General features: G+C 52.7%; 18 protein-coding genes and 1 pseudogene. 10 read left to right on the top strand and 9 right to left on the bottom strand.

Annotated elements, in window-relative coordinates; genetic code table 11:
• Window positions 1-14 precede the first annotated feature (14 nt).
• Window positions 15-1,781 carry an AarF/ABC1/UbiB kinase family protein gene (locus NK55_RS05060; RefSeq protein WP_081711765.1) on the bottom strand — a complete coding sequence of 589 codons (1,767 nt, stop codon included), beginning with the start codon at window positions 1,779-1,781 and terminating at the stop codon, window positions 15-17.
• 300 nt (window positions 1,782-2,081) lie between these two features.
• Between NK55_RS05060 and NK55_RS05055 the strand changes: the two genes are divergently transcribed.
• Complete coding sequence (locus tag NK55_RS05055) at window positions 2,082-4,001, top strand: DICT sensory domain-containing protein (RefSeq protein WP_024124709.1); 1,920 nt, start codon at window positions 2,082-2,084, stop codon at window positions 3,999-4,001.
• A 97-nt stretch (window positions 4,002-4,098) separates the two neighbouring features.
• Window positions 4,099-4,830: a segregation/condensation protein A gene (locus tag NK55_RS05050; protein ID WP_024124708.1), complete on the top strand. Its 732-nt coding sequence runs from the start codon at window positions 4,099-4,101 to the stop codon at window positions 4,828-4,830.
• Here the strand turns inward: NK55_RS05050 and NK55_RS05045 are convergent.
• Complete coding sequence (locus NK55_RS05045) at window positions 4,827-5,678, bottom strand: inositol monophosphatase family protein (protein ID WP_024124707.1); 852 nt, start codon at window positions 5,676-5,678, stop codon at window positions 4,827-4,829. The two genes, NK55_RS05050 and NK55_RS05045, sit on opposite strands and share 4 nt — an antisense overlap.
• A 6-nt stretch (window positions 5,679-5,684) precedes the next feature.
• Window positions 5,685-6,077 carry a 2Fe-2S iron-sulfur cluster-binding protein gene (locus NK55_RS05040; RefSeq protein WP_024124706.1) on the bottom strand — a complete coding sequence of 131 codons (393 nt, stop codon included), beginning with the start codon at window positions 6,075-6,077 and terminating at the stop codon, window positions 5,685-5,687.
• A gap of 141 nt (window positions 6,078-6,218) precedes the next feature.
• Between NK55_RS05040 and NK55_RS05035 the strand changes: the two genes are divergently transcribed.
• Together NK55_RS05035 and NK55_RS05030 are read left to right on the top strand one after the other, a co-directional pair.
• Complete coding sequence (locus tag NK55_RS05035) at window positions 6,219-6,767, top strand: DUF1269 domain-containing protein (RefSeq protein WP_024124705.1); 549 nt, start codon at window positions 6,219-6,221, stop codon at window positions 6,765-6,767.
• A 241-nt stretch (window positions 6,768-7,008) separates the two neighbouring features.
• Window positions 7,009-8,781 carry a hypothetical protein gene (locus tag NK55_RS05030; protein ID WP_024124704.1) on the top strand — a complete coding sequence of 591 codons (1,773 nt, stop codon included), beginning with the start codon at window positions 7,009-7,011 and terminating at the stop codon, window positions 8,779-8,781.
• Between the two features lie 6 nt (window positions 8,782-8,787).
• On the opposite strand, the pseudogene NK55_RS05025 reads toward NK55_RS05030, so the two are convergent.
• Window positions 8,788-9,620: pseudogene (locus tag NK55_RS05025) on the bottom strand (acyl-CoA desaturase).
• Window positions 9,621-10,147: 527 nt separating this feature from the next.
• Here NK55_RS05025 and NK55_RS05020 point away from each other — a divergent pair.
• The 3 genes from NK55_RS05020 (at window position 10,148) to ntcA (ending at window position 12,348) form a co-directional block, all read left to right on the top strand.
• Entirely contained in the window at window positions 10,148-10,813 is a 666-nt protein-coding gene (locus NK55_RS05020) for a hypothetical protein (protein WP_041429080.1), read from the top strand.
• Complete coding sequence (locus tag NK55_RS05015) at window positions 10,810-11,508, top strand: hypothetical protein (RefSeq protein WP_024124701.1); 699 nt, start codon at window positions 10,810-10,812, stop codon at window positions 11,506-11,508. The genes NK55_RS05020 and NK55_RS05015 overlap by 4 nt, the downstream gene beginning before the upstream one ends.
• A gap of 174 nt (window positions 11,509-11,682) precedes the next feature.
• Entirely contained in the window at window positions 11,683-12,348 is a 666-nt protein-coding gene (gene ntcA, locus NK55_RS05010) for a global nitrogen regulator NtcA (RefSeq protein WP_041429578.1), read from the top strand.
• On the opposite strand, the gene NK55_RS05005 is transcribed toward ntcA, so the two are convergent.
• Together NK55_RS05005 and psb35 are read right to left on the bottom strand one after the other, a co-directional pair.
• On the bottom strand, window positions 12,345-13,973 hold the full coding sequence (locus tag NK55_RS05005) for a cyclic peptide export ABC transporter (RefSeq protein WP_024124699.1): 1,629 nt from the start codon (window positions 13,971-13,973) through the stop codon (window positions 12,345-12,347). The two genes, ntcA and NK55_RS05005, sit on opposite strands and share 4 nt — an antisense overlap.
• Entirely contained in the window at window positions 13,970-14,197 is a 228-nt protein-coding gene (gene psb35 / locus NK55_RS05000) for a photosystem II assembly protein Psb35 (protein WP_024124698.1), read from the bottom strand. Before psb35 ends, NK55_RS05005 begins: the two co-directional genes overlap by 4 nt.
• 181 nt (window positions 14,198-14,378) lie before the next feature.
• Here psb35 and NK55_RS04995 point away from each other — a divergent pair, with 181 nt between their 5' ends.
• Window positions 14,379-15,713, top strand: coding sequence for a TIGR03279 family radical SAM protein (locus NK55_RS04995; protein WP_024124697.1), 1,335 nt, complete (start codon window positions 14,379-14,381; stop codon window positions 15,711-15,713).
• A gap of 73 nt (window positions 15,714-15,786) precedes the next feature.
• Window positions 15,787-16,749, top strand: coding sequence for a hydroxymethylbilane synthase (gene hemC, locus NK55_RS04990; RefSeq protein ID WP_024124696.1), 963 nt, complete (start codon window positions 15,787-15,789; stop codon window positions 16,747-16,749).
• A gap of 7 nt (window positions 16,750-16,756) precedes the next feature.
• On the opposite strand, the gene NK55_RS04985 is transcribed toward hemC, so the two are convergent.
• The 3 genes from NK55_RS04985 to accD form a co-directional block, all read right to left on the bottom strand.
• Complete coding sequence (locus NK55_RS04985) at window positions 16,757-18,364, bottom strand: CHAT domain-containing protein (RefSeq protein WP_024124695.1); 1,608 nt, start codon at window positions 18,362-18,364, stop codon at window positions 16,757-16,759.
• 219 nt (window positions 18,365-18,583) lie between these two features.
• Window positions 18,584-20,437: a serine/threonine phosphatase gene (locus NK55_RS04975; protein ID WP_024124694.1), complete on the bottom strand. Its 1,854-nt coding sequence runs from the start codon at window positions 20,435-20,437 to the stop codon at window positions 18,584-18,586.
• Between the two features lie 114 nt (window positions 20,438-20,551).
• Complete coding sequence (gene accD, locus NK55_RS04970) at window positions 20,552-21,481, bottom strand: acetyl-CoA carboxylase, carboxyltransferase subunit beta (protein ID WP_024124693.1); 930 nt, start codon at window positions 21,479-21,481, stop codon at window positions 20,552-20,554.
• Window positions 21,482-21,716: 235 nt separating this feature from the next.
• Between accD and rseP the strand changes: the two genes are divergently transcribed.
• Window positions 21,717-22,823: an RIP metalloprotease RseP gene (rseP, locus tag NK55_RS04965; RefSeq protein WP_041429078.1), complete on the top strand. Its 1,107-nt coding sequence runs from the start codon at window positions 21,717-21,719 to the stop codon at window positions 22,821-22,823.
• Window positions 22,824-22,835: the final 12 nt, after the last annotated feature.

Below are 22,835 nucleotides of genomic sequence, written 5' to 3'. Positions count from 1 at the left end.
ACCGCTGCCCACCCCTAGGGAGCCACCACCAAGGAATTGCTGTCTTCTTCTTTACCGAGCGTGTGGGAAACAGAGGCCTTGAGGGCTTCCCATGCCACATCAATAAAGAAGAGAGGACGTAGGTCAGACTTGACCAAATTCCAAAGGCGCTGCACCTCTTCGGTGTGGAGACGGTCATCTTCGGTTAACGCTAGCACAATTTGCCGCCGCAGGTACTGCCCCTCCTCAGAAAAGAGATATTGCAAGCCCAAGGTGGCCGTTGGCGCGAGATTAAAGTGCTGATCCTGCCGAGCGATTGCAATCAAGTTTTCTAGTCGTTGCCACTGGAGACGACCATCCTTGAAGAGGATATCCAATAACCGTCGCCGCAGTTGGGGCGATTCTCCTTGGAGCAGACGCCGTGCCACATAGGGATAGCTGACATCGACAATGCGAAAGTTGGGATTGAGGCATAGGGCAATGCCCTCTTGGGTCACGAGGGAGCGAATGATCAGGGCAAACTTGGCGGGAACACGGAAGGGATAGGCATACATCAACTCAGAGAAGCGATCGGTGATCACCTTGAAGTTGAATTCCCGCACACTGGAGCCAATCACCTCCTCAAAGACCGACTCCAGGGCAGGGATAATCGGCGTCATATCCGTTTCCGGAGTAAGAAAGCCCAGCTTGACAAAGTCGGCGGCAAGGGCGGAGTAGTCCTTGTTCACCAAATGAACCACCGCATCCACAAGGGATTCTTTAGTGCTCTCCTCCAATTGATCCATCATGCCGAAGTCAATGTAGGCGATACGACCATCGGGCATCGCAAAAAGATTGCCTGGATGGGGATCTGCATGGAAAAAGCCAAATTCCAAGAGTTGCCGCAGACCAGAAATCACACCGACACGGATGAGCTCATCGGGATTGACGCCCGCCGCCACCATGCAATCGGTGCGGGTGAGTTTAATGCCGTGGATCCACTCCAGCGTGAGCACGTGTTTAGTGGTGTATTCCCAATAGATTTTGGGAACCTTAACCGTGGGATCGTCGCGGAAGTTGTTGGCAAATTTCTCGGCATTGCGCCCTTCATTGAGGTAGTCAATTTCCTCGTAGAGCTTGCAGCCAAATTCATCCACAATGTCCCGGAGGTCGTAGCAGAGGTTAATGGGTAGCCAGGGCTTGACCCACTGCACCAAAAGGCGGATCAAAAAGAGATCGCGAGTAATCACGGGCAAGAGATTGGGGCGCTGCACCTTGACAGCCACTTCCTCGCCACTGTGGAGTTTGGCTCGATAGACTTGGCCAAGACTGGCGGCGGCCACAGGCTGGGGTGAGAATTCGGCAAAAATATCCCCCAAGTTTAAGTGCAGATCCCGCTCAATAATGGCAATGGCAACCTCGTTGGGAAAGGGGGGCAGTTTGTCCTGAAGAAGCGTAAGTTCGTCGAGGTAGTCGGGACAAATCAAATCGGGGCGAGTGGAGAGGGCTTGACCGACTTTGATGAAGGTTGGGCCTAAACGGATCAGGAGTTTGCGCAGTTGCATTGCCCGCCGGGGACGCTGACTTTCCTGTTGACCCAGCCACTTGTCCCACTGCAACAGCAGCCAAAATGTTAAAAAAGATACCGAAATGTGAACGAACCGCCAGATTACTTGCCAAGGGTGTCGCCAGTAGTAGCGGGCGATCGCCTCAGGATCGTAACGACAATGGCCAGTACTAGGGACAGCAGAAATAGGGGCAGTCACAGCTTTTTTACCTGATTCTCTGAAACCCAACTTACTACAGCCCTCTCCTCTTGCCATGGGTGTTTCCACGGAGCACTTTTGGTTACAACGTAAGCAACCATCGCAATTATGAGGATTTTGTTGATCCCCAGTGCTAGAGGAGCGGATCTTTTTGGGTTTGCTTAAATATAGTATAGAAAACTACACATAAGCCCTGCTAATCAATAAAATTCTTAACAAAAGTTAAAAGCTGGAGGTTCCAGCAATTCAGCCGTTGGTTGAATCAGGTCCAGCCGCTCGAACTGAATTTCAATAGGTTCGGTGGTGCGGATTTGCCGATAATGGTACCGTAGGGCATCTTCCTATTCACACCCTTCCATGGCCAACAGGATCATTGCCACATCTGTTCTTGAGGAGTTGTTGGCGCGGTTGCCTCACTTGCGATTGCAACTGTATTTCAAGACATCGCTGACGGCGCTTTCCCACGCAATGGAGGATCAGGTCTTGGCCAGTGAGGATGCGCCGATCATTATTGCCTGCTTTCAGCGGGAACGCTTTTATCGCCAAGAAGCCCATCGCTACCAGCGTATTGCCACAAAGTCCCACCATGTCTATGTTTTGGCTGCCCCCGAAACCGAGTTTACAAGCTGCTCTGGGGACTACGAAACCGTTGCCTTTGATCCTGGCGATACCCTCAGTCAAGAATGGCATTTGACCGTCTTGGGCAAAAATTACAGCACTTGCTTGGTCTGCCGTGAAGTCCAGCGATCGCCCACCCATCGCTTAGATGTGTTGCCGCCGATGGATGCAGCACGTCGTTTTGAGGGCATTTGGACGTTTGATCGGCAGGTGGCGGCAACAACGGCTGAAATCCTCCTCAACCGTATTCGTGAATACCGCCCTGAACTCAAGGAGAAACTCAGGGAAGGTCTAGTATTGGTTGAAACCTATCGCCAATTAGAGGGGTGCAATCGTGATCCTGCCCCCTTTGTCGATCGCCTCGTTACCTATCTCCAGGCAGGCCAGTACAAGCAAATTAAGGCCTACCGCCAAATTGCCATTCAAGAGCGCAAAGAACGCCTCACCAATGCGATTACCACGGCAATTCGCAACTCCCTCAATCCCACGGAAATTCTTACTCGCACCGTGGCGGAGCTGGGGGAAGCCCTCAAGAGCGATCGCTGCCTAATTTATCGTTGCCGCAGTACCGATACGCGGGTGCCCATCGAGCACGAGTACACTAGCGGTGCCCTCCCCCCCTTGCAGTACCAGTATTGGCCTGTGAGTGAGCACCCCTACACGCAGCAGGCACTGGTGCATCAGCAGGTGATTCAGGTGGATGATGTGGCCGCTGATCCCCACTATGAGGCCACCCGTTTCAAGCCCCTCGATGCCGCCGGCGTCAAAGCCCTCCTACTGGCGCCTGTTCTTTATCGGGGGCGACTTTTGGGCATTGTCGAACTCCACCGAGGCCAAGCGCTGCCGTGGCACGATATGGACGCAGAATTAGTGGAGGCGATCGCCACCCAGGTGGGGGTTGCCCTGATTCAGGCAGAGGCCTACGCCGATTTGGAAGAACTCAATGCGCAATTGGAGGCATTAGATCGTACCCGCAGCAATCTAATTGCAATTACAGGTCATGAACTGCGCACACCCCTTTCGACCATTCAAGTCTGCCTCGAAAGCCTAGCCAGCGAACCTGATATGGATCCAGAACTGCGGCAGGTGATGCTGAGTACCGCCCTCGCCGATGCTGAGCGCATGCGGAAACTGATTCAGGACTTCCTCACCCTCTCCCAGTTGGAAAGTGGCCGGGTGCAGTGGCGACCGGAACCGCTGTCCCTCCAGGAACTGGTGGATTTGGCCCTCAGTAGTTTGCGCACCCCCAAAGATCAACTCCCGACAATTCAGGCCATCTTGCCCGAGGAACTGCCCCTGGTGCGAGCCGATGGTGAGTGGTTGGTGGAGGTGCTCTCGAAGTTACTGGACAATGCCTGCAAGTTTACAGAGCAGTCGGGGCAGGTCTCCATTGCAGCAAAGCCCCGTCCTGACGGGTTATTAGAAGTGACCATAGCCGATACAGGGCGCGGTATTGAACCCGATCGCTTGGAAACGATTTTTGATCGCTTTTATCAGGAGGAGGGGGCACTGCGGCGCTCGGCGGGTGGTACAGGGTTGGGTCTAGCAATCTGTCGCCAGATTATTACCAATTTGGGGGGGCAAATTTGGGCGGAGTCGGCGGGGCGCGATCGCGGTAGTAAGTTTCACTTTACAATTCCCATTGCTGAGAGTTTTTAAATAATGAGCGCTTTGGGGAGCTATCAGTCCCGCCCTCTAGCCGTCGGCTCAGCGTCGGGAGGAGGTTACAAGAGACAACAACGAGGGGCAGCCCGTCATGAGTCAATCTTTTGCCGATACTGCCATTGACATTTTGATTGAGTTAGCGGAGCGGGGAGAAATTGACCCCTGGGATATTCAAGTTGTTGATGTCTGCGATCGCTGTTTGGCGGAGTTGGCACGGCGGGGGGAACCCAATCTCAGTGAATCGGGGCAAGCCTTTTTGTATGCAGCGATGCTGGTGCTCCTCAAGAGCGATCGCCTAGTGGCCGTTACTGAACCTTCACCAGCGGCAGCAGAAGGCGAGGAGCCGCCAGAGATTGGGGAAAACCAGTCCTTTGCGGTTTTGCCCCATGCCCTAGAGCAGCATTTGCATCGTCGCCCCGTGGCGCCCCCCCAACAATGGCGCCGCCTCACCCTTGAAGAATTAATTGGCCACCTGAAAACCCTGGCCATTCAGAGCGATCGCCCAAAGGGGCTGCGGCCTCATCAACGCCGGCAGCGTCGCCGTCCCACCACCCTCAAGGCCATTACCCAACTGGCTCACCAAGAAAACCTCACGGAGATGGCTAGGGAAGTGGAAAGCCTTCTCAGGGAAATGGCCCCCGAAGGTACATGGCTAGACTTCCAGGAGTTATTGCAGCGCAAGCCCGATTCCGTGGGTGTCTTTTGGGCGCTGCTGTTCCTCGCTGCCCAGTCGAAGGTGGATCTCCAACAAACAGATTTTTATCAACCCCTACAGGTGCGGACCTGTCTGCCTGACGCGATTTCCCTAGAAGACCTAGGTTAATGTCCTTCTGGGAGAAATGAAAAGCCCAAGGGTTTCACCCGCAGTAGAGCCTCGCTTAGGGCAGCGTGGAGATGACCATTGGTGGCTAAAATCCGCCCCGATGTCAGTTGAAAAGGAGATTGATCGTAGGCAGTAACGATGCCCCCAGCTTCACGGACAAGAACTACACCAGCAGCTAAGTCCCAAGGAGAGAGGCCCCGTTCCCAATAACCATCGAGGCGACCACAGGCAATGTAGGCCAAGTCTATGGCTGCTGCTCCGCCCCGCCGTACCCCTTGGGTCAGATGGGTCAGGTAGCAAAACTCAGCGTAGTTATTGTCCGCCGTTTCACGGCGATCGTAGGCAAAACCGGTAACCAAAAGACTGTGACTCAGTTCTGCGGTACTGGAAACGTGAATGGGCTGGCGATCGCGGGTGGCACCGAGGCCTGTTGCAGCGCGAAACAATTCTCGATGAAAGGGATCATAGACGACACCAATGTGGGGTTCCCCCTCCACTAAGAGAGCCACCGACACGGCACTAAAGGGGTATTGATGGGCATAGTTGGTCGTGCCATCCAGCGGATCAATTGCCCACAGGAATGGATTGTTCTTGAGTCCCGAAAGACCTGATTCCTCCGCCAACACCGCATGATCTGGACAATGGCGACGAATCACATCCAGTACTGCTGCTTCTGACTGGCGATCGGCCACCGTGACCAGGTCACCAGAGCGGCCTTTTTCCTCAATTTCACTTAATTTGCCCCAGTAGTGCTGAAGGACAGCACCCCCTGCTAAGGCCGCCTCCGTGGCAATTTCTAAGTAACGCTGTCGCTCACTCTCGGGCAGCGGGCAACTCACGGCTAACATAGCTGCTTAATCCTCATCGAGGGGCAGCCCCAACTGGACTCGTCCTTTGCCAAAGTAGCGGCCAAATTGCAGCTCATAGACCTCATCCTCATCTTGGGTTTCCACCTCAAGGTCAGAGCGGGCATAGCTCACACACAAAAGAGCATAGCCGCGGGCTTGCAGGGCTGGTGAGAGTCCCATGGCTTCGGGTTGATAGACATGGCCAGAGAGAATACGCACAGCACAGGTGGTACAGGCACCGTTGCGACAGGAAAAGGGCAACTCAAGGCCTTGGCTCTCAGCGTGTTGCAGGATATAGCGATCGCCCGGAACAGTAATTGTGTAGGTGCGTGTGGGTGGATCCCCTGACTTGAGGGGGCGCACATGAATAGTCACAGTGTAGGTTTGTGGCGTGCTCATGATCTCGCTCTCTTAGCGTGAAAGGGGCTGTCAAAGACCTAGCCTTGTCCCTTAGCTACAATACCGCAATCCCAACCTGCTAATGACAATGCTATGGTAGGAGCGGTTCTATGAGCCACATTTGTAGGGAGACCTAAAGTTATGAGTACCTTAGTGGTCATTGCATTTGATGATGAGTACAAGGCGAACGAAGTATTAATCCAGTTACTAAAACTCCAGCGTGAGCATCTCATTGACCTTGAGGACGCTGCGGTTGTCGTGCGCACTAAAGATGGCAAGGTTAAAATCACCCAGACTCAGGATTTAACCCTCCAGGGTGCCCTTGGCGGTGGCTTTTGGGGACTATTAATTGGTCTTTTGTTCTTCAATCCGCTCTTGGGCTGGGCTGCGGGTCTTGTGGCGGGAGCGATTTCCGGCAAATTTACCGATATTGGCATTGATGATAATTTCATCAAGGAGTTGGGACAAACCATTGCCCCTGGTAGCTCGGCCATCTTTACATTGGTCCGTCAAGCCACACCTGACAAAGTACTCGAGGAAATTGCTCCCTTTGGCGGTAAAGTCCTGCGCACCTCCCTGTCAAAGGAGGATGAAGCGAAGTTGCAGGAAGCCCTCAACCGAGGCAATGCGGCCTCCCAAGCGCCCGCCCCTAGCGAAGCAACGACCTCTAGTGAAACGACGAACAGTTAGTTTGTTGAGTTTGTCTTTGGTCTAGCTCTCGCCCTAAATATCTAAGTTGATTAGGATAATTTTGAGAAGTTTGGCCATTCCCTAGAGACAGCCTTTTTCCCAAGGATGGAACCCACTCAACACTGCGAAAGCAAGTGTCAGACAACACCGTTCCTTAATCCCGGTTTCAGAAAAGGGCTGTCACTGGGCATTGTGCTCAGAGTTAGGGATGCCAATTGGGAGTGTTGGGGAGTGGGAGACGGTGCGGGATCAAACTAAACCAACTGCAGGGATTGCGATCTTCAAGCGCTTTGGTAGGCGATCGCGCCAACTCAACCGTCTCGGCGCCCATGTTAACAACCAGTGGCGCCGCTACTTGCCTTGGTTGCAGCACTGGCAAGTGGCGGCTGGCCTCTCCCTGCTAACTTCCGTGGGTATTTCGGGGCTCTCCCTGGGGCTGCTGCTGCGGCAACCCACCACCCCCGGCAATTGTGATTTTGTCCTTTGGCCTCTGGCATCGGCCTCCTTTCGCCTCTACTGCGCCCAACAGGCGGCAGAGCGACACACCCTTGAGGATTTGCTCCATGCCATTGATCTCATTGACGACTTGCCCCGTGATCATCCCCTTGCCCCTGAGATTAATCGCCGCTTAGAGGTGTGGTCTGATCAGGTGTTGGCCTTAGCAGAGGTAGCCTTTCATGAAGGGCAATTAAATCGGGCGATCGGCTTTGCGCGGCGGATTCCCCGGGAGGTCGCAGCCTATGCCAAGGTGGAAGAACGTATTCAGCGCTGGCAGGAAATTTGGCAAAAAGGAGAAGAAATCTACCGCCGTGCTGAAGCAGCCTTGAAAAACCTGCAATGGCGGGAAGCCTTTCAAATCTCGCTCCAGTTGCAATTTGTTGACTGTCGTTACTGGGCCCAGGAGCAGTTTGGTGCCTTTAATCAGCGGATTATCCGTGCCCAACGGGAAGATCGGCAATTGGATGAAGCACGTGCCCTCATGGCGCAGGGGGGAGCCGATAACTTGGCCGCTGCGATTGCAATTGTGCGGCGAATTCCCACTACCAGTGACATTTACCCCGGTGCGCGGCGATTGCTCAATGAATTGGGTGAGCGATTGTTAGAATTGGCGATCGCTACCTTGAATCGCTACGAACCCCAAGAAGCGCGGCGAATTGCTGGCTTGATTCCCCAAGACGTCAGGAGTGCCCGCGCCGCCGAGGATGTGGTGAAGTTAGCAGCAGCAGAAGAATTTGCCCAAGCAGGCATGGGGGAAGATATTGATCGGGCGATCGCCCAAGCCCGGACGATTACCGCAGAACGCCCCCTCTACTTTGACGCTCAACAGGCCATTCGGCGCTGGCAAACCGATCTGAAGGTGTTACAAACCTTAGCAGCAGCCCAAACCATTGCCCGTGGTGGTACGGTGGACCGCCTTTACCTTGCGATCAACAGACTCAACATCCCTTTGGCAGACGCGAGTCCCTATCGCCAAGACCAAATCCGCGATCAGCGACGGCTGTGGCAACGTCAAATCGAGATTGCTGAGGATCAACCCCTGATTGACCGAGCCAATATTCTTGCCCGCCAAGGTACCCCTGAAGCTCTGTTGCAAGCTCGCCAACTGCTGGAGCAAATTCGTCCCCAGCGTGCCCTCTATGAAACGGCTCAAAATCGCCTCAAAGAACTCTTCCCCCCCGTTCCAACTGAAGCAGTGAGCTGGCAGCTTGATCCGGAGATGGCTCGCCTGAATGAAGCCCAGCGCCGTGCCCAAGGAGGTCGCGATCGCGACCTTGCCGCTGCCATTGCTATTGCCCAAAAAATTTCCCCCAACTCCAGTGTCTATGCCACCGCCAACCAGTTGATCGTGGAGTGGGGCAACAACATCCTAGAGCAGGCACGCTATTGGGTGGGGCGGGACAACCGCCAGGCGATCGCCACCGCCGAACTCATCCCCCCCACCCATCCCCTCTACTCGGAAGCAAGAGAATTGATCCGTATTTGGCAAGAGGCGGAACCCCAGAACCCCTTTTAAGGGCTTTTACTGATTCCTGGGGGCTTCCACAAGCCGCACCTTTTGGGCCAGACCCATTACTTGCAGTGCTCGAATTGTGATCCACGTGATATCAAATTCCCACCATTGCAGACCGTGGCGTGCCGAATGGGGATAGGCGTGGTGGTTGTTGTGCCAGCCTTCACCAAACGTCAAGAGGGCAACCCACCAACAATTTGTGGAGCGATCGCCCGATTCAAAGGTGCGGTAGCCAAACCTGTGGGTCGCACTATTGACAAACCAAGTTAGGTGATACACCAGCACCAGGCGGACAAAGATGCCCCAGACCACAAAGGGCAGTCCACCCCAGAGATATAACAACACCCCTAAAGCCACTTGAATAAGGAGAAAATACCGATTCAAAAAGCGATAGACAGGGTCAGTGTTAATGTCCTTGGTAAGGCGTTCCACCGCTGCCTTAGCGGGCACTTCTTGGAGCATCCAACCCATGTGGGACCACCAAAAGCCCTTTTGGGAATTGTGCTGATCCAGTTCTTGATCGGAGTGGAGGTGATGATTGCGGTGGAGGCCGACCCATTCAGTGATGCCACCCTCACAGGCCAAAGTACCGCAAAAAACAAAAAAGTATTCCAGCCATTTCGGACATTGGAAACTACGATGAGTGACAAGACGATGCCATCCCAAAGTAATCCCCAAACCACCAGAGACCCAGTAGAGGACAAAACAGAGGAGCACTGCCGACCATGAAAACGTCCCAGGCACCAAGGCCAGCAACGCTCCCAAATGGACAATACCCATAAAAAAATCACCCCCCAATTGGGACGCAGGGGGCGCGAAGGCAACAAAGAAACAGATGTCATAAAACTCTCGAACACATTGACACGCCCTAGATTGAGCTAAGCCATGCAGGCTACTCCACTAGGGCAGAGGTAGCTGTGAATGCTTTCTGAATTAGACCTCAAGAAAAGTGCTTTGTCAATAGCCTATATTGAACAAGCAAAACAGCCAACCACTCCTTCCATCATGATGGAGATTGCAGAGCACGTCAAGTGAAAAATCGGTTGAACAACTGGAGGTGCAGCTCACTAGGGGGCTCACCGGTGTCAAGACCTGCTAATCCTAGCCGATTTTGGTTTTATTAAAATTTGTCAATATGCTATAAATTTCCGTGAAACCACTGAGAAGGAAGCAGCTCCTATCATCTACATTAGTGAATAGGTGAGAGGAATGAACAGCAGTTTGCCTGGAGTAAATTCTTACTACTCCGGTAATTTACTCATATAACAAAATTCCTACTCTGCAACATGAGGAAGCAACGTGCTAGATTAATTTACAAAAGTTTACACTCTCCCTGTTTCTGCTTTCACTGCATTTGAGGTTTAGGAGTATGCCGCTCACACCCATGACCCGCTACTACATTCGCCGTCTGCTTGCAGAGCGTGCTGAATCCCTTGGCCTAAAGGTGAGTGGGAGCGACAGCGAGGCCTTTACCGAGGAGTTATCGCGCTTAGAATCCTTAGCCGCAACTAAGTTGGCGGAAATTGATCTGATTGTGCGGATGCACCAAACCCTCAGCCGCAGTGGCCAAACCTACAATAGCTACCTCGCCAATCTGGAGCAGAAGCTCTTTGCTTTGATGGGTCTGGCGAGGCAACCTCAAGAAGACCTCAGCGATATTACCCTACCTCAGCCTGGCAGCGTGGAAGAGCCAGCAGCTAAAGTCCTCACCCTAGCAGAAGTTCTCGAACACTTTAACAAAATTGGCGATATTGCCCAGAAATACCTTGGCAAGATGATTGTGGCCAACTATTGGCGAGGCACTCGTCCCTACAGCAGTTGGTTTGCTGACTTTACGGTGACCAATGAGGGCCGGGTCGTTTATCGGTCGTACCAATCCAGCCGTGATATTTACCTCGATAGAGAACAAATTGAGCATTTAGACAATTGGTTGGCTGCTTTTGTTCGGCAGTGTCAGCCAGTCCTTCCCCAATTTACCAAGCAACTGCAAAAAGCAGGAGTTACGCAAACTAGCCTAGCTGCTAGCCCTCAATGACCATCGAAGAAACAGCCATTCACAGCCCCCTTGCCAACTCATACCGAGTCCTACGGCTTTTCTTGGCCGTTCTCTGGGTGGGGCTGATTGTCTATAGTTTTGGTTTTGCGCCCCCCGATCAACCGCAAACGCTGACACTCATTCAACGGCTAGCTACTGGAGACTGGCAGGGCATTAACCCCCTCATTGTCAGTCTCTTTAATTTGATGGGTGTGTGGCCACTGATTTATACCGCATTACTCGTCGTGGATGGTCAAGGGCAGCGATTTCCCGCGTGGCCATTTGCTGCTTTCAGTTTTGCCGTGGGTGCCTTTGCCCTGTTGCCCTATTTGATCCTGCGACAGCCTGCACCCCTCTTCACAGGAGAACTCAATAGGGGTGTACGTCTTTGGGAATCGCGGATCACTGGAATTGGGATTTTTCTAGTGGCGGTCATCTTTCTGAGCTATGGCTTACTTGCCGGCGACTGGCGAGACTTTTGGCAGCAGTGGCACAGCAGCCGCTTTATTCATGTGATGACCCTTGACTTTTGCCTACTGTCGTTACTCTTGCCCGTGCTGCTGGTGGATGACTGGCAACGGCGAGGCCTAGAAAACTCACCGTGGCGGTGGTGGAGCCTTGTCCCCTTTGTAGGAGTATTGGGTTACTTCCTTTTGCGTCCGCCCTTAATTCTCTCGAAAAAAAGTGTGGCATGATACAAAAAAATGCCCCTGAATTGGTTTTACTGATCTGTCAATGCTGAACTCTACACCCAGAGCGAGATTGGCTGGTGTTGAGAGAGTTGCATTGTTGGGGGAATATCAATGCCGACAGCACCCTATGCGATCGCTACACCACCCATTCAACCACCTTGGATTGACACACGACTCATGAACAAAGACGAACCCTTAGCACCAGTCTTTCGCCACATGGCCAGTGGCCTGTTTCCCTCCACAACTGAAACCTACGAACGCGGAAAAACCATTTTCTTTCCGGGGGATCCAGCTGAAAAAGTCTATTTTCTACTGAAGGGGGCGGTCAAGCTCTCACGGGTGTATGAAGGGGGCGAAGAAATCACAGTGGCACTGCTGCGGGAAAATACGGTATTTGGAGTCTTGTCCCTCATTACAGGCACCCGCTCCGATCGCTTTTACCATGCGGTGGCATTTACGAATGTGGAGCTATTGGCCGTTCCCATCGAGCAGGTGGAAAAAGCCATGAAGCAGGATCCAGAACTACCCATGTTTATGATTCAGGGGCTGTCATCGCGGATTTTGCAAACGGAGATGATGATTGAAACCCTTGCCCACCGCGATATGGGATCGCGCTTGGTGAGCTTTTTGCTGATTCTTTGCCGTGACTTTGGCGTACCCACCAGTGCTGGGGTAATGGTGGATTTAAAGCTTTCCCATCAGGCGATCGCCGAGGCCATTGGTTCGACGCGGGTAACGGTAACCCGTCTGCTCGGGGAACTGCGAGATCAAAACATGATCTCAATTCACAAAAAGAAAATCACGGTGCATAATCCGCTGATGCTGAGCCAGCAGTTTACCTAGGGGTGAGAGGCCACCACCAGTTGGCCATAGTCCAGTTTAATCAGGCGATCGGCGATATCGAAATAGCGATCGTCATGGCTAATCACAAAGACTGTTTTGCCCTGGGCTTTTAGTTCTGGGAGCAGCTGGCGGTAGAAAATATCCCGAAACACCGGGTCTTGATCCGCTGCCCATTCATCAAAGAGGTAGGCCGGGCGATCGTCGAGATAGGCCATCAACAACGCCAAACGCTTGCGCTCCCCTTGCGAGAGAGAAGTCGTTGAAAAGCGGTTGCCTTCTAGGCGAACTTTGTGACTGAGGCGCAGTTTTTCAAGGTAATGTGGGATGACGGCTAGGCGTTCTGGAGATTCAATTCCCAACAGCGAGTCAAAGAGGTAAAAATCACTAAAGACAGCAGCAAAGTGTTGCCGATACCATTCGTAGTCCTCAGGCTGCAAACAGTGATCATCCACCCAAATTTCCCCTTGATCGGGCATGTAGAGTCCGGTAATAATTTTGGCGAGGGTGGATTTGCCGCTGCCATTACCACCGACAATAAAGACCAGTTCCCCGGCCTCAATGGTCAAACTTAAGGGGCCAAGGGTAAAGGCTGCGGGTTCATCCTTGTGGCTACCGCGGTACTGATGGCAAATCTGCAGGAGAGAGAGGGTTTTCCAACCAAAGGGAGGAAGCTCACCCCTATTATTAATATCTTGGCGCAGATCCCCAAGGCTGAGTTGCAGGGATTCCACTTTCTTGAGGGCAACCCTGGCACGACTAAACACTGGAATGGCATCAATCACCTGTTGCATCGGCAGCATGAGGTAGATAATTGTGAGAACATAGCCTGAGAGAACCGTGGGTGTGGCTCCCAGCAAATGGGGCAGTGTAAAGAGAAAGAAGCCAATTGTCACAAACAACAGCAGCTGCCCCCAACTGGCAGCAATGGCAAACACCATGTACCCTAGTTCATTTTGCTGCCGTGTTTTTTGAGCTGTGGGTGTCAATTCCCCATAGAAGAAGGCGAGTCGCCGTTGTCGATTCAGCTTGAGTTCTTTGTTGCCCTCCGTGAGTGTCCGAAAGTGGTGAAAAAGGTGATCCTGTTGCTGCCGTGCTCGCTCTAGGAATTTTTGTGCTCTGCCCGCTAGAAATAAGTAGCTGCCAGTACCAATGGCAATTAAGGCGACAAGGGCAAAAAAGAGGGGCGGCGACAACCAACCCATGTAAATAAGACAGCCAATCACAATGGCAATGGCATTAAAAAGATTGGGCAACACGGAAAAGGAACGGGAGACAGCATCCACGTCCTCTGTCAGCGTTGCAAGCAGCTGGGGATTACCAATGGCTTCTAACTGGCGTAGGGGTGAAGCGAGAATCTGCCGACTGAGGAGGAGGCGCATTTCATAAACTGCCTGTTGGGCAGCCCGCACCAGCAGTACTTGGGAGGTAAAGTGGGTCAACAGCAGTAGTGTGCCGAGGAGAATAAAGCCCCCAGGCAAGAGACGTTGGAGGGCAGGGGTTTTCTGCAAAGCGGCATTAATGAGGGCAATGAGCGCAGCCGTGCTGCCACCGTTGAGAAGTCCGGCGATCGCTGCTGCCACAATCGTCGGCCAGGCGGCTTCCAGGAGAATCCGAAATAGCTTCACGAATCTGTGGTCTCATCAGGGTTAAGGGTGGGTGCAGGCTCTTCGAGATTCAAGTTAGGAATAAAACTGGGGCGATCGGCATTTTCCCAACCCGGGGGACGCTTTGAGTTGTACCATGCAATGAGGCCAATGCTCACGGCAGCAATTAAACCCAGCAGCAACACCCCATAAAAGGGGAGGAAGTTACCTGCACCGACGGTAAAGCCAATTGCCAATGACCCCATTATTTTCCTCGTCAATATTGAGAAATATTTAGAACATCGAACACCACTATATCAATCCTAGCGCTGCTTTGAGAATCCCGAGGGGCGAAGCGACCTAGGGTACATTAAAAGATGGGAGGTGACTCCACCTGTAACAGAGAATTTTGCCCGACCTTTGAAGACCTGTGAACACCTCTGAACGATGAGCGATCGCGCCCTTCGACCGGCTCTTGTAGCTGCTGTGAAGCCTGGCTCCATTGCCGCGGAGTTGGGATTTGAACCCGGTGATGCTTTGGTGGCCATTAATGGCGATCGCCCCCGCGATCTAATTGACTACCGCTTTCTCTGTGCCGATGAATACCTCACTCTTGAAGTGCTGGGCAAAGACGGCCAAACCTACATTCTCGAAATCGAAAAAGATATTGACGAAGATTTAGGCCTAGAATTTACCACTGCCCTCTTTGATGGTCTAATGCAGTGCAACAATCGCTGCCCCTTTTGTTTTATTGATCAACAACCGCCCGGCAAACGGGAAAGCCTCTATATTAAGGACGACGACTACCGCCTAAGTTTTCTCTATGGCAGTTATATTACCCTCACAAACCTCCTCCCCTCAGAGTGGCAGCGCATTGCCCGCTTGCGCCTTTCCCCCCTTTACATTTCTGTTCATGCTACAGTGCCCAGTGTCCGCCAACGCCTACTGAAAAATCCCCGCGCTGGAGAGATTCTGCAACAGATCCGCTGGTTTCAGGAACAGCGGCTACAACTCCATGCTCAAGTTGTTGTTTGTCCAGGTATTAATGATGGCGAGTGCCTAGAGCAAACACTGCGAGATTTAGCCCAGTTCTATGATCCTGATTGCCCAACAGTCCTCTCAGTGGCTGTAGTGCCCGTAGGGCTGACCCGCTTTCGCCCTGCTGAGGATGAACTCACCCCCGTCACCTCCGACCATGCCCAAGCAGTGATTCAACGGGTACAGGCTTTGCAGCAGCAATTTGAACGGCAGTGGCAAACCCCCTTTGCTTGGCTGGCGGATGAATGGTTCTTGATTGCTGGGTGGCCGTTACCGCCAGCAGCCCACTATCAGGACTATCCACAACTCAGTAATGGAGTGGGCACCATTCGCCTGTTCCTAGAAGAGTTTGACCTTCACGCCCAACAGCTCCCTCAACGCCTACCACAGTCGCGGCATCTCAGTTGGGTGGTCGGCAATACGGTGGAACAGGCTTTTGAACCGTTGGTGGCACGCCTCAATCAGATTGAGAACTTGCGCCTTGATCTTTATGCCTTGGCCAGTGACTATTGGGGACAGCGGATGTCAGTGACAGGGCTACTGACCGGCCATGATTTGATTTATCACCTGAAGGGCAAACCCCTGGGCGATCGCCTCCTCCTGCCCAGTCTCATGCTCAAGCACGATGCCCCCGTTTTTCTCGATGATGTGCCTTTAGCCACTGTGGAGGAGGCTCTAGGGGTACCCATTCAAGTGGTCTCTGGCGGGGCAGCAGGAATTATTGCCGCTTGTACCCATCCCTAAAATCACTGATCTTGCCCCTTGGGATCCACGCGACTTATAATGGCTGGATGCTGTCCGCTGCACGCTCAACGCTATGATTGCCACCTCATCCCGTCCGGTTCGCATTGGTTCCCGCAAAAGTCAACTCGCTCTTGTGCAAACGGAATGGGTACAGGCGCAACTGCAAACCCACCATCGCGATCGCCCCTTTGAGGTGGTGACAATGACGACCCAAGGGGACAATATCCTGGATGTTGCCCTTGCCAAAATTGGCGATAAGGGGCTGTTTACCAAAGAGCTAGAACTCTCAATGCTGCGGGGCGAAACTGATTTGGCTGTCCATTCCCTGAAGGATTTACCCACTAAGTTGCCTGACGGCTTGGTTTTGGGCGCGATTACCGAACGGGAAGACCCCGCGGATGCCCTCGTTTTAGGTGCGAAATGGACAGGACACACCATTGATACTCTCCCCGAAGGTACAGTCATTGGTACCTCGTCATTGCGACGCTTGGCCCAACTGCGCCACTACTATCCCCATCTCACCTTCAAGGATGTACGGGGCAACCTAAATACCCGCCTCGCCAAATTGGATGCTGGGGAATACGATGCCCTGATTTTGGCGGTAGCTGGTCTGCGGCGTTTGGGGTTTGGCGATCGCATCAGCCAAGTTTTGCCAGCAACGGTATCCCTCTATGCTGTCGGTCAGGGCGCTTTGGGTATTGAATGCCGCGCCGCGGATGCCGACATTTTGGCTTTGGTGAAAACCCTTGAACATCCGGAGACAGCAGCCCGTTGCCTAGCGGAGCGAGCCTTCCTGCGGCAATTAGAGGGGGGCTGCCAAGTTCCCATTGGCGTTCACACAGTGATTGAAAATGGTCAACTGACCTTAACAGGCCTAGTGGCAAGTCTAGATGGCCAACGCCTTGTCAAAGACAGTCTCACAGCAGATGTGGCCACGGCAGAAGAACTGGGCACCCGCTTGGCCTTAAAACTTCGTGAACAGGGTGCGTCCGAGATTTTAGAAGAAATTTTCGCTACAGCCCGCCCTGAACGCTAGGGGGCTCTTACCAGGGATTGCCAATCATGGTAAAAGCTGCCCAGTAATAGGGATGACTCAGGGGGCGATCGCCCCGCCCTTTGGCAACCTCTGGCGGCAGTGGAATCTCTCCCTGGGGTGTCTGCAGTTGGTTGCCCTTGACGGTTACCTCGCCTCGCAACATCTCCAGTTGGGCTTGGCGCAGAGCCTCTGCTTTTATTGGTGCCGTATTTAAATGCTTATAGAACCGGGTCATCAAAGCCAATGTGCCCTCATCACTCACATACCACAGGCTGGCCACCGCCGACTTCACGCCCGCTTGCACCGCCAAACCTGCAAACCCCAATTCGGCATCCAAATCACCCACTGCTGTGCGACAGGCACTGAGAGTGAGCAGCTCTATTGGCGGACGATAGAGGCGTAGGTTTCGCAACTGAATTAAATTGAGCCGACTGTCCCGAAACGCAATGTAGGAGTTTTGGGGAGCTCCTGGTCGAAATTCGCCATGGGTTGCTAAGTGAATCACGCCATAGGTGCCCTGACGGTGCTGTTTCTTAAAATTGGCAAGGGTAAAGGCCTCATTCAGGAAGACTGCTCCCCCCCCTAGATCCTGAGCCACTTGCTGTAATTCTACAGGCACTGCCGGTAAGGGGGATTGGTCGGGGAAGTCAGACGCTCCCATGGCCAAGATGCGGGCTTCTTTGATATTCACATAGCGAGTGTCCGTGAGGCTCATACTGGGAACCAAGCCGACGCTAAAGCGCTCTACCAAAAAGTTTTGGCCGTCATGGAGTGCCGCCAGCGGTATCCCTCGCAAACCGTCGTCAGGAATGAACACCAAAGTATCAATCTGTTGGGCTTCCAGGCCTGCCCGCAGGGGGGCAATGAGCCACTGGTACAACTGCTGAGCTGCAGGCAAATAGGCGCGGGTATTGACTAAGCGGGGATCCCGCACCAAATTAGTAAAGGTTTCCGCCATTTTGAGGAGGCGATCTTGGCCCACACCCCCCACTGCTCGGTAAAGGGGATCTCCTTGTGGTGTAATGGCCAGTAAATCCGTCTGATTCGGACGGCTGAGGACATAGATGACAGCTGGTTTTTTCCCCGTTTGCAGGGCCTGCTCTTGTAGAATTGCTTGAATTTTCTTGCTGGATAACTCAGGAACATCTAAAGGACGCCCAAAGTAAGCCAAAAAGCTTTGAGTATTTTTCTGCTCTAGAAGGCTGATGACCTGACTGAAATTATTATTTGCCAGTGAAGAGGTAATCGTGGGCAGAAACAAAACCGGTGGTGCACCGACTGGCGGTTGCACTAAAGGAGGTGGTACCGGGCTAATGGGATTCAATAAACTCTTTCCGGCACCACTAGAAGAAGGTTCAGGAGATGATCCAGGAGAAGAAGGTCCAGGATAAGGGCCAGGAGTAATAAGAATTTGTGCGTAGATTCGGTCTCCGCTGTGGCGACAGAAAATCGCGCCTTGACCTTCATGATTGTCACAGTAACCCTCCGGTGTTTCCATCTTTTTGAGGAGGGCTGTAGCACTGCTGTTGTTTTGAGCGGCAGTAATAGCGGCAACCACGCCCACAAGACCGATAAAGGTAAGGAACCATACCCGTACCAAGACCCGGAAGGCCATAGAGCATTTCTCCTAGAAAAAACTAATATTTATACTGGATACAATGTTACAAAAGAGATGGTGAAAACTAAGCTGCCCAAATTGGTTTTGGATACGATGTGGGGTGACTTGATAGGTAGTTGGCCTGTGAGGCTGCTTGGCACTACAAGCCTGGGGTATTGATGGGCGACTGTATCACCGAGTAAGGTCTGCCCTGCGGAAGAAGTCTAAAGAAGAAGTCTAAAATAGAGTGCTGAGAACGGAGCGCAATTTGAAGCGGATAGCGATCGCGCTCAGGTTATCATGACCATTCACTTGATTCCCCAGATTGATGAGTTGATGAAGGGACTGCTGGAGCGGCAGACTGAAGTCCAGCATAGGTAGCAAATGACTGATAATGTGAGTTTCAAGGCAGCGATTATCCGAGAGGCCATCCGAACAAAGCAGAATTAGGGTGTCTTCCAAGATCTCTAAGTCTATGATCTCAGGAGTAATAGCTTCATTATTGCGTGGCCCTAGGGCTTGGGTGAGTTGATAGGCGTCGGGCCGGCCATAGGCAATTTCGGGCTCAACTCCCTGTTGAATCAGACGTTGACCGACTTCGTGATCTGTGGTTAGTTGTTGCAGTCCTTGGCGTTTGGTGAAGCGGTAGATACGACTGTCGCCGACATGACCAAGGCGGAGATGGTAATTATGAAGCAGGGCCATGACAAGTGTTGTACCCATGCGACCACTGCCCGTTTTTGCTTTTTGATCATTGGTGGCAAAAATGACCTCGTTGGCACGGTAAATGGCGTTGCGTACCTCGTCGGCACTCGGAAGTTCTCCCTGCCACGGCCAAGTCTGCTCGAAGTATTCATGAACGGTTTTAGTGGCTAAGGAGCTAGCGACTTCTCCTTCGGCGTGACCGCCCATGCCATCACAGAGAACATAAACCCCTTGAACCTCTAGTTGTTGACCGTTGGGGGTTATGCGCATCTGCTGCCGATGATTGATGAGATAGAAATCCTCGTTGTGGTGGCGATCGCGCCCAGGATCAGTGTGGGCAGCAACGTCCACTTGAACCAGTTGTCGTGGTAGGAGGGCAGTTGGTGCATCCTCAATAGCGGTGTGATCCTCTTCTGCTGATTCTGGTGAGAGGGTGATGTCTGGCAGTTTCTCTATTAGATCGACCGTACTTTCGCCTGTCTCCGCCTCAGACACGGGTTCACTGCGCAAGGTGGAGGCAAGGGAGTCAAGCAACATCTGAATTTCTGAGATTTTCTCCAGCGGAGCCGTACTCAAAGAGACCAACAGGGGCATGAAAAGGGCTTGGCGGCGACTAGAGGCATGGGCAAATAACTCTTGCCAGATGCTAACGAGGCTAGGGGGCGGCGTGGGTCGCTCAAAAGTTTCCCCTAAGGGCAAAGTGAAGTCCAGTTGATGCAGCCACAATTGATCGTCTGGGTTGACGGCTAAGTTTCTGACTGTCAGCAAGGAATAATGGCAATGCCACGGTTCTAAAGTTTTCCAGAGGTCAACCATGTCCTCTAGGTACTGGAAAATCTGCTCATCGGCAATGTTGTCGTCTTGCCAAACATCTTGCAGAGGGCGCGCAGTGTGATTGTAGTCGAGAATAAGGCCATGGCAGTAGTTGACCGGTAAGTTGCTTGGGGAAACGGTATCTAGCCACGCATCGTGAATGGCTGGAATGGTTTCGGGATAGACAAGGTGTAGGGCAAGGTAGGCGATCGCCACCGCACTGAGGTCAGGGTATTGAGCTTGCAAATGGGGAATGACCACACCAGGGTCCAGAATATTTAGCCCCTGTGCCCAGTCCTGAGCCGTTTCGCGGAGGGTTTCTAAGAGCGTTGGTTCCTCAGGCCGTAGATCTTGCACTAGTTGGGGCAAATCACAGGCGTAGCGGTAATCCCAGCGTTGGTAGCGCTGCTGTGGATCAAAAAACGCAGCAGCACTAGGGGGACGGGTATCTTGCTCAAACACAGTTCCCTCAGAAGTGCGGTTGGGGGCAGCCAAAATAGGGTGATCAGGATAGGCAGGATAAAGCACACCCCACCAAAGTTTGAGGTTTTGATCAGTTTGAGCGGTAGGCATTAGAGCAGTGAGCCAGCAAAGACAGCACAGCGACGATTACCCCTTGCGAGGGGTATCCCCTATTGTATAACCATCGCCCTAGGACAGGCTTTTTCTGCGTCTTGCTGCTGTTTTTTATGACGATTCTTCAGCCATTGCCATCAAGGGGAATGATTTTGGCAATACGGTTGAGGACACGCGACTTGCCACGGGTTGATGCAAACGGATTAACCGGGCCAAGGTTGACTTCAGTTGGGTGCGCGGCACAATCACATCAACAAAGCCACATTTCTGGACAAATTCGGCGGTTTGGAAGTCGTCGGGGAGTTTTTCCCGCAGCGTTTGCTCAATGACCCGCCGTCCGGCAAAGGCAATTGTTGCCTTCGGCTCGGCAATAATAATATCCCCCAACATCGCGAAGCTAGCGGTCACGCCCCCAGCAGTGGGATGGGTCAAGACGGGGATATAAAGCAAACCAGCACTGCGATGACGCTCAAGGGCAGCAGCAGTTTTGGCCATTTGCATCAAGCTGAGCATTCCTTCTTGCATGCGCGCCCCCCCAGAAGCACAGACAATCACCAAGGGAATATGCTCCCAAGTGGCTCGCTCAATTAGGCGAGTGATTTTTTCACCAACGACGCTGCCCATACTACCGCCCATGAAGGCAAAGTCCATCACCCCCAAGGCAACCGGCAGACCTTCGAGTTGGCCCAGGCCAGTTTGTACGGCATCCTTAAGCCCTGTTTTCTCCTGATATTCCCGCAGGCGATCGCTATAGGGCTTGCGATCCTTAAATTGCAGGGGGTCACAACTGACCAAATTTTCATCTAGGGGGCGCCATGTGTGGGGATCAATCAGTTGCTGGATACGCTCACTGCTGCTGACGCGATGGTGATGGCCACACTCTGGACACACCAGTTGATGGCTATGCAGATCCTTGCTGTAGATCATGACGCCACAGGCTTCGCACTTTGTCCAGAGACCGTCGGCGATCTCTCGCTCTGGCTGCATGGGTGTCAACGCGGTTTCTTTACGGCGATTTGCAAACCAATCAAATAAAGACATTGTAGAAAATTCCCTTTAACGTCGAAGTCTCAAATAGCGCGTTTGTATGGGTCTCTCCGAGGAGTATCCACTAAGAATAATTACTTATCATCCCACTTTGTTGCATTTTTGCAATATATCGCACAAGTTTGGGAAAATATGCAGGGGTCTGGGGAGAGATCACCGATCCAGGGGGAAGTTCGGTGCCACAATAAGAGAAAGTTAACAGTTCGCAGCGTAGCACTGGGTTGAATCTATGTCCATGGTTGCAGTCGTGGTGGCGATCGCCATCTTGGGAATCTTGATTTTTGTCCATGAGTGGGGGCACTTCATCGCTGCCCGCAGCCAAGGCATTCATGTCAACCGCTTTTCCATTGGTTTTGGCCCTCTCCTCTGGAAATTTCAGGGCAAAGAGACTGAGTACGCCCTGCGCCTGATTCCTTTGGGGGGCTACGTGGGTTTTCCAGACGATGACCCCAATAGCGGCGTTCCCGCCAACGATCCCAATCTCCTAAGCAATCGTCCGATTTTGGATCGCGCCATTGTCATCAGCGCCGGGGTGATTGCCAATTTGGTCTTTGCCTATTTGCTACTGCTGGTGCAGGTGGGGGTCATGGGCATTAGTCAAGCCACGTACCACGAGGGTGTGCTCATTCCTGCCCTTGTTCCTGAAAGTAGCCTTGTGGCCACCAAAGCGGGCATTCAGCCGGGGGACTTAGTTTTAGCTGTGGATGGCCAACCCTTGGGTGCCGATGCCAATAGCTTGCCAAACCTAATGCGAGCTATTCAGCAGCATCCGCAGCAACCCCTGACACTGACGATTCAACGTCAAGGGCACATCCAAGAGATTACCGTCACCCCCGAGGTCAGTGAGGAGGGTCAAGCTCGGATTGGCGTTCAACTGGCGCCCCATGCGGACATTCACCGTGAACACACCTTAAACCCGCTTAAATTAATCACGGCAGCGGCGGCGGAGTTTCAGCGGGTGATTGTCCTAACCCTAGATGGCTTTCGGGAACTTTTCCAGCATTTTGATCAAGCGGCTCAACAGGTCTCTGGGCCGGTGGCGATCGTTGCAATGGGGGCAGATATTGCCCGCTCAAACGCTGAACAGCTCTTTACCTTTACCGCTTTGATCAGTATTAACCTTGCGATTATCAACATTCTGCCCTTTCCAGCCCTAGATGGGGGTCAACTGCTCTTCCTAGTAGTAGAAGCGCTGCGGGGTCGTCCCTTACCTAATCGCATCCAAGAGGGGGTGATGCAAACAGGGCTGGTTCTACTCCTTGGATTGGGAATGTTCCTGATTGTGCGGGACACCGTAAACCTCACAGGCTTGGGCTGGGTGCAGCAACTCTTTTAAGTTTACTAAGTT

Source organism: Thermosynechococcus sp. NK55a, assembly GCF_000505665.1.
GTDB lineage: Bacteria > Cyanobacteriota > Cyanobacteriia > Thermosynechococcales > Thermosynechococcaceae > Thermosynechococcus.
The sequence above is the reverse complement of the archived record's forward strand: the minus strand, read 5'-3'. Positions and strand labels throughout refer to the sequence as shown.